General features: G+C 71.9%; 11 protein-coding genes. 1 reads left to right on the plus strand and 10 read right to left on the minus strand.

Annotation, left to right across the window (positions count from 1 at the left end):
* Positions 1-72 precede the first annotated feature (72 nt).
* From OHA58_RS34265 to OHA58_RS34280, 4 genes are all read right to left on the minus strand, one after another.
* Positions 73-903: an IclR family transcriptional regulator gene (locus OHA58_RS34265; protein WP_405483590.1), complete on the minus strand. Its 831-nt coding sequence runs from the start codon at positions 901-903 to the stop codon at positions 73-75.
* Positions 900-1,859, minus strand: a complete 960-nt coding sequence (locus OHA58_RS34270; RefSeq protein ID WP_405483591.1) for a catechol 1,2-dioxygenase — start codon at positions 1,857-1,859, stop codon at positions 900-902. Before OHA58_RS34270 ends, OHA58_RS34265 begins: the two co-directional genes overlap by 4 nt.
* Entirely contained in the window at positions 1,856-3,211 is a 1,356-nt protein-coding gene (locus OHA58_RS34275) for a M20 family metallopeptidase (protein WP_405483592.1), read from the minus strand. Before OHA58_RS34275 ends, OHA58_RS34270 begins: the two co-directional genes overlap by 4 nt.
* A 115-nt stretch (positions 3,212-3,326) precedes the next feature.
* Positions 3,327-4,559, minus strand: coding sequence for a Rieske 2Fe-2S domain-containing protein (locus OHA58_RS34280; protein ID WP_405483593.1), 1,233 nt, complete (start codon positions 4,557-4,559; stop codon positions 3,327-3,329).
* A 170-nt stretch (positions 4,560-4,729) separates the two neighbouring features.
* Between OHA58_RS34280 and OHA58_RS34285 the strand changes: the two genes are divergently transcribed.
* Positions 4,730-6,220, plus strand: a complete 1,491-nt coding sequence (locus OHA58_RS34285; protein WP_405483594.1) for an AMP-binding protein — start codon at positions 4,730-4,732, stop codon at positions 6,218-6,220.
* 118 nt (positions 6,221-6,338) lie between these two features.
* Here the strand turns inward: OHA58_RS34285 and OHA58_RS34290 are convergent, their stop codons facing one another.
* The 6 genes from OHA58_RS34290 to OHA58_RS34315 form a co-directional block, all read right to left on the minus strand.
* Positions 6,339-7,286 carry a zinc-binding alcohol dehydrogenase family protein gene (locus OHA58_RS34290; protein ID WP_405483595.1) on the minus strand — a complete coding sequence of 316 codons (948 nt, stop codon included), beginning with the start codon at positions 7,284-7,286 and terminating at the stop codon, positions 6,339-6,341.
* On the minus strand, positions 7,286-8,140 hold the full coding sequence (locus OHA58_RS34295) for an alpha/beta fold hydrolase (protein WP_405483596.1): 855 nt from the start codon (positions 8,138-8,140) through the stop codon (positions 7,286-7,288). The genes OHA58_RS34290 and OHA58_RS34295 overlap by 1 nt, the downstream gene beginning before the upstream one ends.
* A 65-nt stretch (positions 8,141-8,205) precedes the next feature.
* On the minus strand, positions 8,206-9,051 hold the full coding sequence (locus tag OHA58_RS34300) for an alpha/beta fold hydrolase (RefSeq protein WP_405483597.1): 846 nt from the start codon (positions 9,049-9,051) through the stop codon (positions 8,206-8,208).
* A 95-nt stretch (positions 9,052-9,146) separates the two neighbouring features.
* The gene (locus tag OHA58_RS34305) at positions 9,147-9,917 is read right to left on the minus strand and encodes an SDR family NAD(P)-dependent oxidoreductase (RefSeq protein ID WP_405483598.1); all 771 of its coding nucleotides are present in this window, start codon (positions 9,915-9,917) and stop codon (positions 9,147-9,149) included.
* 71 nt (positions 9,918-9,988) lie between these two features.
* Positions 9,989-10,771: an enoyl-CoA hydratase/isomerase family protein gene (locus tag OHA58_RS34310; RefSeq protein ID WP_405483599.1), complete on the minus strand. Its 783-nt coding sequence runs from the start codon at positions 10,769-10,771 to the stop codon at positions 9,989-9,991.
* A gap of 94 nt (positions 10,772-10,865) precedes the next feature.
* Complete coding sequence (locus tag OHA58_RS34315) at positions 10,866-13,193, minus strand: CoA transferase (protein ID WP_405483600.1); 2,328 nt, start codon at positions 13,191-13,193, stop codon at positions 10,866-10,868.
* Positions 13,194-13,254: the final 61 nt, after the last annotated feature.

The raw sequence follows: 13,254 nt of genomic DNA on the forward strand, positions 1-13,254 counted from the left end.
CTTTTCCGGGCAGCCGTACAGCGGAAGGGGCCCGCCAAATGGCGGGCCCCGCAGCGTCGTTCTTCGGCAGGCCTACGTGAGCGAGCGCCCGATCCCCAGCGCAGCGGTCCGCAGTGCCGCCGCGTGACCTCCCGCGTCCATCCGGTACGTCGGCGCGGTGACGGACAGCGCGCCGACGAGGCTGCCGGTGCGCTGGGCGAAGACGGGTACCGCGAGACTCGCGTAGCCGAGCCGGATCTCCTCCGTCTCCAGGGCGATGCCCTCCACCCGGATCCGGTCGAGCTGCGCGCGCAGCCGGCCGGGGGAGACGACCGTGTGCCGGGTGAGCGGCTTGAGTCCGGCGCGTACGACATCGACGAAGAGCGACGGCGGCGAGTGCGCCAGGATCGCCTTGCCCGTCCCCGTGCAGTACAGCGGGAGCCGGCCCGCCACCCGCGACTCCGCGTTGAGCCCGCGATGCGGAAAGATCTTGTCCAGGTACACGACGTCCAGGCTGTCGTGGATCGCGAAGTGGATGGTCTCCCGGGTGATCAGGAGCAGATCCTCCATGTACGGCTGCACGGCCTCGCGCAGGATCCGCTGCCGGTGCACCCGCTGTCCCAACTCGAACAGGCGCAGCCCGAGACGGTAGTCGCAGCCCTCCCGCTCCAACAGGCCCCAGGCGACCAGCTCCTGGGCCAGCCGGTGCACCGTCGCCTTGGCCACGCCCGAGCGGCGCACCAGTTCCGCGAGCGGCAGCGCGCCGTCGTCCGCGGTGAACGCCTCCAGGATCGGACGGACCTTTCCCAGAACGGAGTTCATCGCCTCGGCGGCGGTGTCGGCAGCGGGGTCGGGGCCGGCCGGCCTGGGACCGAGGGCGAGGCCCCGCGCGGCAGCCGCTGGTGCCTCCGCCGGGAGACTCATGGCCGCGGCCCGGGGTCCGGCGCCCCTGGATCCAGGACCGCGACCCCCATCCCGGTCAGCCACTCCGGCATCGGCTCATAGGCGAGCCGCCGCCCGGGCGTGTGGTCGAGCGCGGCCGCCATGAGCAGCCAAGTGCGCAGCTCCTGCGCGCCGTTGCCCGCCACCTTCTCCAACTCCTCGGTGCTGTAGGCGGTCAGACGGTGGGCTTCGCCCCGCTCGATCAGCGCCAGGACCTCCTCGTCGAACTCCGGGTTGAGGGCGGCCTCGGCGGCACGGATGATCTCGCGGCGGCGGGCGTCGTAGTCCTGCCAGTTGTCCCGGCCGTTGAGCCAGGCGCCGACCATGAACTCCTCGTCCTCGCCGTGTGGTTCACGCCAGTCCGGCCAGGGCAGCCGATGCGAGAGGCCGCCCGAGCCGACCACCGCGACCCGGCGGTCGCCCGGGAAGGCGAGTACCGCCTCACGGATCGCGCGGCCCAGCTGTTCGCAGCGCTCCAGCGTCGGCAGCGGATGCGCGAAGACGTTCACGACCAGCGGCACGAACTCCACGTCCAGGCCGTCAAGGAGGTACTGGATCGCATGCGACTGCCCGTGGTCGATCTGCAACTTCGCCGAGAACGCCACATCGAAACGCCCGCCCTCCACAAGGGAGTTGGCGAGGTGCCGGGCCAGCGGGACATCCACGGCCTGCGGCCCCTTCGGCGTACCGGACTCGCCGCTCGCCATGCACTCGCCGACGCCGAGGGTGAACGCCGGGATGAGGTCGAGCCAGAACCCGCGGAAGTGATTCGAGCCGACGAGGACGACGGTGTCCGGGCGCGTCTTCGCGATCGCCTCGCGGGCCTCGCCGAGCGCGGCACGGAACCGTTCGGCACGGTCCTTGTGGAACGTCTGGTCCCAGTGGGTGTTCATCAGGGTGCTGTGGGAGGCTCCCACGCCCAGCACGATCTCGGTCACGCCCTTGCTCCTTCCAGCTCCGGCTCCAGTTCCTCGCGGGAGCGGGTCACGGTGTCGACGGCCGTGCGGATCAGATGGCGGGTGAGCCGCTCCATCTCCCGTACGGACACGGTGTTCATGCCGCGCGCGAAGTCGATGTCGAACGGCGCCTGCTCGCCGGACACCTTCGGCATGCCGACTCGCACGGTCGGGATACCCCGTCCGCGCAGGATGTTCGCGTCGGTCGCGCCACTGTTGCCGCGGATCGGCTCGTGCGGCCTGCCCTCGAACGCCTCCCAGGCGCCCGCCGCACTGCGGTAGATCCAGCTCTCGCGGCTGGTGGCGGTGCCGGGAATCGCCAGAATCATCTCCACCGAGGCGTCGAGACCCGGCAGCTTGCGCTTCAACTCCTCGACAGCAGCGGCGAATTCGCGCTTGGCCTGCATCGGCGTCGTGTCCGGGGAGATCCGCAGATCGACCCGCAGGGTACAGGCGGCCGGGGTGACCGCGGCCATCCGCGGCCAGCCGCCCCGCACCGACGACACGATGCCCTGCGGGGCGACCGTCCCGTCCGTGTGCCGCTCGGCGTACTCCACGAACCACTCCTCCAGGTGCCGTACGACATCGCCGGCGCGGGCGATCGCGTTGTCGTACGGGAGTCGGTGGCGCGAGCCCACGTAGGTGTGGGTGCCGTGCACGGTGACCTCGAACCATGCGAGCCCGACCTCGTCCCAGGACACCGTCCAGCCGGGCTTGGCGATGACCGCGTAGTCGGTCCACACGCCTTGCTCCAGGAGGAACGAACAGCCCACGCCCTGACCGGTGTTGGCGCGTGCACTGCCGGGCCGGGCGTTCGTGGGCATGCCGCCCGCGCCGAACGCCGCCACCAGATCCCCGGTCAGCGGAATCCCGGCGAGCGCGATCGCCTCGGCCGCCATCATCACGCAGGCCGCGTGGCCCTTCGGGTTAGAGGCGCCGAGGCCGGTCACCAGATCGTCGTAGACGGTCGCCCGCGGCTGCATGTCCTCGCGCAGCTGAGGCCCGATCCACGGCACGTCCTCACTCTCCTCGCCCACCGTGAGGGTGTCGATGGGCGCGTAGAGCATCAGGTCGGGCCCGGTGCCGTCGCCTTCGAGACGGGCCCAGGCGTTGGCCTGGCGGTCGTCGATCGGCTGCGCGGTGGCGCGCAGGCCGACGCCGGCGAGCGAGGCGGCGATGTGCTCGGCCAGCGGCCGCTCGTCACCCGTCGGGCTCGCCACGCCGACCAGCCCCACGATCAGTTCGCGCAACCGCTCGGCCGTGACATGCCCCCACGCCTCCTCGGTCCAGGCCCGGCGTTGCTCGTCGAGGCCATCGAGTTCTTGGGCGCTCACTGGTTCACCCGGTGGACCTGGGTCATGGTGGTCTGCGCGATGCGCCGCTTCACACGGGGGAGTGCCACGGCGACGGCGGCCCCGACCAGCAGCTTGAACAGGGTGCGGGCCATGGTCAGGCCTCCTTCTGCTGAGTGAGGGATCCGGTGGCGGCCAGCTTCTTGCCGTACTCGTCCTCGCTGAGATTGCGCCAGGCGGTGAGCGAGACATCGGGGCGGTAGAGCTTCTCCGGCGGCGCGTCGGTCACATCGACCATCCACGCGTCCTGACCGGAGAACTGGCCGTGGAACAGCCAGCGGATCGCCCCCAGGTACTTGCCGTAGAAGCGCAGCGTCTCCCAGCCCTGGGTGAAGTTGACCATGACGCCGACATAGCGGTGGTTGTCGTCGTCGACCGGCACGTAGAACTCGTAGTGGATGAACTTCGGGTACGCGATCCGCAGCACGCCCGGCATCGACAGCGACGCGAAACCGGGGAAGTCCTGTGCCTCGATGACCGGGTCGATCGCGTCGGCAGCGCCGGTGTTGCCGATGTTGAAGGTCTCCTTCGGCGGCTGCTTCTTCCACCAGCGCTTGTTGGACCAGTGGCCCACGCCCGGGAAGTCCGCCTCCCAGTGCACCTCGTCCTGCACCCGGAAGATCCACCGGTCCTTGGGCACGATCCGGGTGGTGTTCCACGTCGGCATCGGCTTGAAGAGACGCCAAAGGGCGGTGCGGTGCAGGTACTTGGCGTGGCCTTCGTCGAATCCGTTCTCGCAGGCGAACCGCCAGTTGCCGCCGCGCGGCTCGATCCGGCCGCCCATCACGAACGCATTGTCGACCAGTTCCTCGGGCAGCTGCTCGTCGATCGGGTGCGGCTCCTCGTCGGCGACGGGGATGTACACCCACACCATGCCGAGGCGCTCCTCGACCTGATACGTACGCACCCCCAGCTTGCCGGTGAGCCGACAGCCGGGGCCGTCCGTGATGACCGCGGAAAGCTTGCCGGTGGGCAGGTCGAAGGTCCAGCCGTGGTAGGGGCAGCTGACCGTGCCGGGGAACTGCTGGTTGCCCTCGGACAACGGGACGCCGCGGTGCGGACAGCGGTTGTGCAGCGCGTACGCCGTGCCGTTGTCGCGGATCAGCGTGATTTTCTCGCCGCAGATCGTGAACGGCTCCGGGTCGTCGGTGATGTGGCTCGACCATGTCACCGGGTACCAGTAGCCGCGGAAGCCGGACGCCGCCTTGTCATAGTGCGGCCACGAGGACCAGTCCTGACGGCCCATCTTGTCGCCTGCCGCGCGCCGCGGGCGCGCCGGCGCGGCTGCTTCGGCTTTCCCGCGAGCCGGTGCTTCGTCGCTCGTCGTCATCCTGCCCTGGCCTCCTGCTCCGGTGCTCCTGTCGGTGTGCGGCACGAGCATCCGGCGCGGCACCCGATCCCGCCTATGGGCCTGTTCCGGTGAACGGACCGGTCCCCGCACGGACCGGTCAGCGAACCAGTGCTCTTGAACGCGGAATGGACGGCGGACACCATCCGCCCATGAACGGCATGACGCTTCCCGGCCTCGTCGACGCTGCAGCCGACCGTTTCGGCGACCGGACCTTCCTGCGCATGGACTCCGTCCGGCGGACGTACGAGCAGACGCGGTCGGCCGCGGCCACGATGGCGGGCGCACTCGCCGCGCGGGGCGTCCGCCCCGGCGACCGGGTGGCCGCGCTGATGTCCAACCGGGTGGAGCTGGTCGACCTCGTCCTCGGCTGTGCCTGGCTGGGCGCGGTCGTGGTGCCGCTGAACACGGCACTGCACGGGCGGCTGCTGCGGCATGCACTGAGCGTCGCTCAGCCACAATGCCTTTATGCCGAGGAGGAGTTGGCTGGTCGGGTGGCGGAGGTCGGCTACACCGGGCGGGTGTGGACGGTCGGCGCGCGGGACGCGCCGGTGCCCTTCGCGGCGGCCGAGGCCGACGCATTTCCGTCGCTGCCCGGGGACACCGCCGCGATTCTCTTCACCTCGGGCACCACCGGACCCTCGCGCGGTGTGCGCTGTCCGCAGGCCCAGTTCGTGTGGTGGGGGCGGAACGTCTCCGACGCGCTGCGGATCGGCGCCGAAGACACGCTCTACACGTGCCTGCCGCTCTTCCACACGAACGCACTGAACTGCTTGGCGCAGGCCATGACAGTGGGGGCGACGGTCGTCGTGGACGGGCGGTTCTCCGCCTCGCGGTACTGGGCACGGGTGGCGGCTGCCGATGCGACGTGCGTGTATCTGCTGGGGGCCATGGTGCCGATGCTGCTCGCGCAGGCGGCGGGCCCCGGGGACCGCGCGCATCGGGCGTGGCGGGCTCTCGCGCCGGCCACGCCGGGGGAGTTGTGGGTGCCGTTCCGGGAGCGGTTCGGGGTCGGGCTCGTGGACGGGTTCGGCTCGACCGAGACCAATCTCGTCATCGGGCACACCCCGGATGATGTTCGGCCCGGGTACATGGGGAAGGTGCGGGACGGCTTCGGGGCGCGGGTCGTCGACACGGCGTCGGCCGCCGTGCCGGACGGCGTGCCCGGCGAGCTCATGGTGCGCGCCGAGCAATCCTTCGCCTTCGCCACCGGCTACGTGGGATGCGACGAGGAACCGCCGGGCGCCTGGCGGCGGACCGGGGACCGGGTGGTCCGGGAGCCCGACGGCTGGTTCCGGTTCGTCGACCGCGTCAAGGACTGCATCCGGCGGCGCGGCGAGAACATCTCCTCGTACGAGGTCGAGGCCGCGGTCCTGGCTCATCCGGGGGTCGCGGCGGTGGCGGCGTTCCCGGTGGCCTCGGAACTCGCCGAGGACGAGGTGATGGTGGCCGTGGTGCCGGTGGACTCCGTCCTGGAGCCGGCGGACGTGGTGCGGCACTGTGTGGCCGAGCTGCCGGGGTTCGCGGTGCCGCGGTTCGTGGATGTGGTGGGGGAGCTGCCACTGACGGAGACCGGGAAGGTGCGCAAGGGGGTGTTGCGGGAGCGGGGCGTGAGCGGGGGGACGTTCGATCGGTTCGGGTGAGGGCTCGGGGGATTCGTTGCCGGGTGAGGCGGCGTCGTGGTTGTTCGCGCTCACGCGGCGGAGCCGCCCATCGACACAGCCCCGCGCCCCTGGCAGGGCGCGGGGGAACCGGCTCCGACTAGCTCGGCAGGGCCACTGCCCTGCCCCTCACACGGCCCGCCTTGAGCGCGTCCAGGGCCGAAGGGATGTCGTCCAGTGCGAACTTCTCCACCGCCAGGGTCAGTTCACCCTGCGACAGGCGGCGCACCAGGTCGGGCGACACCTCGCGGGCCCGGCGTTCCGCGCGGATCATGTTGACCGGCAGCAGCGCGACCTCGTCCAACAGCCAGCTCGGCAGGTCGAGTTCGACCCGAGGGCCCGCCACGTACCCGATGACGACCGCGCGCCCGCCCTGCCGCACCCACCGGCTGCGGCCGAGCAGGCCCTCGCCGCCGAGGGTGTCGACGAGGAGGGAGGCCGCGCGGTCCTTTCCGAGGGCCTCCGCGTCGGTGAGCTGCACCGCCTCGACTCCCTCGGGAACATCGGCCAGCTGATCGGCCCGGCCGACCACGCCGGTCACCCGCGCCCCCGCCGCGAGCGCCTGCTGCGCGACCATCGCGCCGACCGCGCCGGCCGCGCCGACGACGATGACCTCTTCGCCCTTCTCGACCCGTCCGACATCGTGCAGCGCCACGTACGCCGTCGTCGCGGGCACGAAGAAGCTCGCCGCCACGGCCGGTTCGAGGGGAGCCTCCAGCGGGGTGACCGCCTTGCGGCGCACGCTGACTCGCTCCGTCCACGTACCGTCCCGCAGCATGCCGAGACCGGTGCCGCGCAGGACGACCTGGGTACCCGGCGCCAGGCCGGAGTCGGCATCGGCCTCCAGGACCGTGCCCGCGCCCTCGACCCCGCCGATGTAGGGCGGGGTCGGCTTCATCGCGAACTCGCCGGAGGCGATGGTGGCATCGAGGTGACCGATGCCGCCCGCCTCCACCTGGACGAGCACCTCGCCCTCGCCGCGCACCGGCTCGGGTACCTCCTCGACGACCGGCGCCGTGCCCCACGCGTGGATCCGTGCCGCACGCATCACGCGGCCGCCTTGCGCAGGAAGTCGAGGCTGAGGGCGTTGAAGCGCTCGGCCTGCTCGTGCTGTGGCCAGTGACCGCAGTCGTCGAGCAGCTCCAACTGTGAGCCGGGGACGGCCTGGTGGATCGCGGTCGCCTCGGGTGTCTCACCGAACGGGTTCTGCCGGCCCCACACGATCAGCGTCGGCTGCGTGATCTGGGCCAGGTGCTCGGGCCGCAGCAGGTTGCGCTGACGGCGCTCCATGTCCTGGAGGGAGAGCAGGTTGTCGACGCCGGCCACGAACTCAGGCGTGTGGTAGATCGCGTGCCGGACCTCGACCAGCTCCTCCGTGGCGTCCTCGTCGTCCGCCATCAGCAGCCGCATGCGCTTGCGGGTCAGCTCGATGTCGTCGTTCTCGACGGCGTTCCTGGTGCTGGTACGGATGCGGTTCATGACCTCGGGATTGGCCACCGTGCCACCGGAGCACAGGAGTTGGATGCTGCGGATGCGCTCGGGGTGGTCGAGGGCGGCGCGGGCGCCGACCCAGCCGCCGAGGGACTCGCCGACGATGTGGGCGCTGTCGATGCCGACCGCGTCGAAGTAGGCGATGAGATGGGCGACATAATCGGCGATCTCGTACGGGTGGTCGGGCTTGCCGGTGTAGCCGTGGCCGAGCATGTCGATGGCGTGCAGGTCGTACGCGGCGTGCGCGGTGATGTTGCGCGCGAACGCCTCCAGGTGACCGCTCGTGCCGTGCAGGAAGACGACGGCCTGTGCGGCCGGGTCGCCCGCGCGCAGGGTGCGGGTGGGCACGCCGGCGGCATCGACGTACTCGACGCGGAACGGCGTCGGGCTGATCTCGGTCCAGATGGTCACGGGGGTTGCTCCGTTCGGGAGTTGAGCGGGAGAGAGAAGGGGGTGCGGTGCGGTGGTGTGGTGGGTCAGTGCGCGCAGAGGAAGCCGGAGACCACCGAGTGGTACGCCTCGGGACGCTCCTCCTGGAGGTGGTGCGAGGCGTGGTCCATCACATGGAGGCTTCCGCTCGGGACCATGCGCGCGAGCATCAGCGGGTAGTCCGGCGTGAGGAACGCGTCCTGCATGCCCCACATGAACAGCGTCGGCGCCTGGATCCGGCCGAGCTCGTCGGTCAGGTCCTGCCAGTCGCCGCGCGGCGAGTCCGACATCGCGGCGAGCGCGCGCTCGCCCTCGTCGAGGCTCTGCTCGTAGCGCAGGGTGAGGGTCTCCTCGGGGAGTTTCTCGCCGTCGTACCACTCGAGCTTCGTGATCAGCTGCCGCATCTTCTCCCGGGTCGGGCCCTCGCCGCCGTAGTACACGTCGCGGGCGGTGCGGCCGCGGTGGCCGTTCTCCGGGAGCGGGGCGAGCGGCCCGTAGAAGACCGGCATGGAGCCCGTGATCACGAGGGAGCGGACCCGGTCCGGGAACTTCGCGGCCAGGTTGAGCGCGATGGTGCCGCCCCAGGAGTTGCACACGAAGTCGGCGCGGTCCACACCGAGGGTGTCCAGGAGGCCGACCGTCTTGGCCGCGTGGTGATCCCACATCGGCCCCTCGATCCGGGACTTCTCCGACCGGCCGTACTGGTGGATGTCGACGAGCAGACAGCGCCGGTCGGCCGCGAACAGCGGGGCGACGGGCCCGAAGTCGCTCCACGCGGTGCACCCGGGGCCACCGCCGTGCAGGAAGACGGTGTCCGGTCCGGAGCCGAGGTCGTGGTAGTGGTAGCGGACCCCCGCGCCGTCCGCGTAGTGGCTCTCCGGTGCTGCTGACATGTGCGTCCTTCCCTACGTTGCCGGGTGCTGCGGGGTCGAGCCCATCACCGTGGCCGCCTTCGGCCCAGCGCCGCGGTCCGCTCAGCGAACCGGGGTCACTGGGCGGTGTATCCGCCGTCGACGTGGACGACGGTGCCGGTCGTGAAGGCGGAGCCGGGCGCGAGCAGCGGGAGGACGGCGTGCGCGATGTCCTCGGGCCGGCCCCAGCGGCCGAGCGGGACCTTGGCGGTGAAAGCGGCGTCGGCGGCTTCGTCGGTGTTATCCGCGTTCATGGGGGTGCGGACCGGGCCGGGGGCCACGCAGTTGACGGTCACTCCGGTGTCGGCGAGTTCGAGCGCCGCGCTACGGGTGAGGGAGGCGACCGCGCCCTTCGTGGCGGCGTATCCGGCCCGCTCGGGGGCGCCGGTCGAACCGAGGACGGAGCCGACCGTGACGATCCGGCCGAAACCGGCGTCCAGCATGCCCGGCAGGACGGCGCGGATCGCCAGCCAGGTGCCGACGACGTTCGTCTCCAGTGCCGCGCGCAGTTCGGCGGTCGGCAGGTCCAGGACGGAGCCGCGGGCGAGGCGGCCCGCGCACGTGACGAGTCCGGTGACCGGGCCCCAGCGGTCGGCGGCCCGGGCGACGACCGCCGCGAGGGCGTCCGGGTCGGTGGTGTCCGCGACGATGGCCAGGTGCGGGCCGCCGGTGGCTTTCAGGCCGATCTCGGCGGCGTGGCAGCGGTCGGCCGTCCGCCCGATGACCACGGGGGGCCGGCCGCTGCGGGCGACGGCTTCCGCGACGGCGAGGCCGATGCCGCTGGTGCCGCCGGTGACGAGGACGGGGCCGGCGGTGGTCGTGGGGGAGGTGGACGTCGTGGGTGTCATACGGTGAGGGTGCGCACTCACCGTCAACCGGCCAACGTGGTCGGTCCGTTGACCGGACCGCCCCCCGGGCGTCACCGGCCGGTGAACACCGCCTCCCGCTTGTCGAGGAACGCCTGGAGGCCCTCCGCCGCGTCGGCGGTCCGGGTCAGATCCGCCACGCCCTTCTCCTCGCGCGCCAGGGCCTGTTCGACCGGGAGCCCGTACCCCTCGTCCACGACCCGCTTCAGGAGCGCGATCGCGGCCGTCGGACGGGCGGCGAGCCGCTGGGCCTGCTCGGTGACGACGGCGTCGAAGTCGTCGGGCTCCGCCACGAGATCGACCAGGCCGAGTTCCAACGCCCGCCCCGAGGCGAGGCGTTCACCTTCGATCATCAGCCGCTTCGCCAGATGCGGCCCCACGAGCCGCGGCAGCCGCTGGCTTCCGCCGGCCCCGGGGAAAAGGCCGAGCCTGATTTCCGGGAACCCGAACGTGGCGTCCGCGGACGTGATCCGCAGGTCGCAGGCGAGCGACAGCTCGGCACCGCCGCCGAGGGCATGCCCGTTGATCGCGGCGACCACCGGCTTCGGCGCCTGCTCGATGACCCGCTGGACATCGATCCAGCGGCGCATCTTCGCCTGGTTGCCGGCCGACAGGTCACGCATCACGGCGATGTCCGCGCCGGCGATGAAGAACCGGCCGGTGCCGGTGATGACGATGCAGCGGACCTCGGGGTCGGCCGCGAGGGGAGCGAGGACCGTGAGGAATTCCTCGATCATCGCCGGGTTCACGGCGTTCGCCTTCGGCCGGTCGACGCGGATCGTGGCCACCGCGCCGTCGTGGGTGACGTGGAGGACGGAGGGTGCCGTTGCCGTCATGGGGTGTTCTCCTGGATCGTACGGTCTAGGGGACTGGTCACGGGGAACCGGCCAGAGGGAGTCGGTCACGGCTTGTCCGCGGCTCTGGGCCGCGTCATTCCGTGACCCCGTCCGCCGTCAGCGCGTCAAGGCGCTCCTCGTCGAGGCCGAGCAGCTCCGTGAGGACCTCGCGGGTGTGCTGCCCGAGGAGCGGCGCGGGAGCGGTCAGCGCCCCGGGTGTCCCGGCGAGGCGCGGGACGATGCCCTCGTGCGGTACCGGCCCGGCGACGGGGTGCTCGAGTACGGGATAGAAGCCGCGGGCGGCGAGGTGTTCGTCGGCCTCGACCAGGTCCTGCCCGGTCGCGACGACGGCCGCGGGCACGCCCGCGCCCTGCAGCAGCGCCGCGAGGCGGTGCGCGTCGTGGCCCCGCGTCCAGGCGGCGAGCGCCGCGTCGATGTCGTCCTCGTGAACGCGACGTACCGCCAAGTCGCCGTCGGTGCAAGGGAGTTCGATGAGGCCGGTCAACGCGCGCCAGTGCGCGTCGTCCGTCACGGCGACCGCCACCCACCGGTCGTCCCCAGCCGCCGGATACACCCCGTGCGGCACGGCGTGCGGCGACCGGTTGGGGTGCGCGCCGGTCCGCGGCTCCGGCAGTCCCGCCCCCAGAACCGGCTCCAGCGCGGCAGGCCCCATCGTCGCGGCCATCGCCTCCAGCTGTGACAGGTCGACGTGCCCGCCGCTGCCGCGCGCGATCAGGAACAGGGTGGCGAGGACGGCGGCGTTGGCCGCGACCATGTCGCCGAGCCCGAACGTGAGGCCCTGCGGCGGGCCGCCCGGGTCACGGGTCTCGCTGGACAGTCCGGACATGGCCGCCAAAGTGTCCGCGAACGTCACCGCCTTGCGCCACGGCCCGGTCTGCCCGACACCCGCCATCGACACCAGGATCACGTCCGGATTGAGTGCGCGCAGCGACGCGTGGTCCATGCCCCAGCGGGCCAGCACCCCCGGGCTGAAGTTCTCCACGACGACATCGCAGTGCGGCACCAATTCCCGTAGCAGACGCTGTCCTTCGCCGGTGCGCAGGTTCAGAGCGACGCTGCGCTTGTTGCGGTTGAAGTTGAGGAAGTAGCCACTGCCGTCGGGGTCGGTGCCCGGCCGCAGATGCATCGACGGGGCGAACCGCGTCGGGTCCTGCCGGTGCTTCGACTCGACCTTGACGATGTCCGCGCCGTGCTCGCCGAGCTGCTTGGTGACGTACGGGCCCGCAAGCACCCAGGTCAGGTCGAGGACCCGGATCCCCTCCAGGGCACGGGACTTGGTGCCTTCGGAGCGCAGTCCGCGCGGTGCCGCCGACCGCCAGGGCCGCTCGGGCTGCTCAGGCCGCTCGGGCTGCGGCGCCTCGTGCAGCTCGTCGAGCACGAGCGGGCGCGGCAGCGGGGTCCACGGGAAGCCGACGTTCTGCACGCCGCCCCGAGGCAGCGCGTCGCCGGTGACCGTGACGAGGGAACCTCGATCGCGCAGCTGCGGGTTGTCCGTGAGCCGGTCCGGCGTCACCACCTCGGCCCAGGGCAGGGCGCGTGCCCGGGCCTCCTCGGCCAGCTCGGCGGCGGGCCACTTCTTCGCGAACCGCTGTACCAATTCGTCGACATGGGGCCGCTGCCGCCAGCGGAACACGGCGTCGTTCCACCGCTCCTCGACCAGGTCCCCGGCCTCGCCGCGCTCCGCCATCCACGCCAGCAGATCGGTCCACATGCGGTTGCTGCCCGAGTAGCCACCGGCGACATACCCGTCGGCAGCCTCGAAGATCCGATGGGCGACATGCTCGTACACGCCGCCGTTGCGCACCGGGTGGCGGCCCGCGTGGATCCAGGCGAGGGCGCCGGTCTCCAGCGTGGCGGCGACGGCCTCCTGAACGGAGACATCGACCAGTTGAGGCGTACCGGCCACCACGCCGAGCAGCGCCCCGATCGCCGCGTGCGCCCCGGCCGTCTGCAGGGCCTGCTCGCGGGGCGGGGGCTTCGGCTGCCCGTCGGACCGGCCGCCCATCCACGTCATTCCGCCCGCCGAAGCGAGCACCAGATCGTCGCCGAGCCAGTCGCGCCGCGGCCCGGTCAGGCCGAACGGCGTCACCACCACATGCACCGCATGCGGCCACCGCGACGTACCGTCCTCGGCCCGTACCCCGCGCAGTCGCGCCGCGGGCCCGCTCTCCAGGACGACGTCGGCGCCCCGCGCCAGCTCGTCGAGTGCCGCGTCGTCTGGGACCCGCACCCAGCGCTTCCCGGCGTGCCAGTGGGCCCTGGCCGCGGCGTCCAGCTCCGCGCCGGACTCGATCCGTACGACATCGGCGCCCAGGCCCACGAGCAACCGGGCGCCCTGGTAGGCCAGTTCATCGGTCAGATCGAGTACGCGCAGCGGCGACGGGTCTGCTGCTGTTCCCACCACGGCTCCTCCCCAACGTTGTGTGAGCGGAGCCTCACGATCACCTCCCCGGGGCAGGGCG

It is taken from the genome of Streptomyces sp. NBC_00009 (assembly GCF_045040855.1).
Classification (GTDB): Bacteria; Actinomycetota; Actinomycetes; order Streptomycetales; family Streptomycetaceae; genus Streptomyces; species Streptomyces aureus.

Coding starts and splice junctions, on each gene's coding strand:
- OHA58_RS34280 (WP_405483593.1), bottom strand. CDS start 4,559: ATGACGACGAGCGACGAAGCACCGGCTCGCGGGAAAGCCGAAGCAGCC.
- OHA58_RS34305 (WP_405483598.1), bottom strand. CDS start 9,917: ATGACACCCACGACGTCCACCTCCCCCACGACCACCGCCGGCCCCGTC.
- OHA58_RS34265 (WP_405483590.1), bottom strand. CDS start 903: ATGAGTCTCCCGGCGGAGGCACCAGCGGCTGCCGCGCGGGGCCTCGCC.
- OHA58_RS34300 (WP_405483597.1), bottom strand. CDS start 9,051: ATGTCAGCAGCACCGGAGAGCCACTACGCGGACGGCGCGGGGGTCCGC.
- OHA58_RS34310 (WP_405483599.1), bottom strand. CDS start 10,771: ATGACGGCAACGGCACCCTCCGTCCTCCACGTCACCCACGACGGCGCG.
- OHA58_RS34290 (WP_405483595.1), bottom strand. CDS start 7,286: ATGCGTGCGGCACGGATCCACGCGTGGGGCACGGCGCCGGTCGTCGAG.
- OHA58_RS34285 (WP_405483594.1), top strand. CDS start 4,730: ATGAACGGCATGACGCTTCCCGGCCTCGTCGACGCTGCAGCCGACCGT.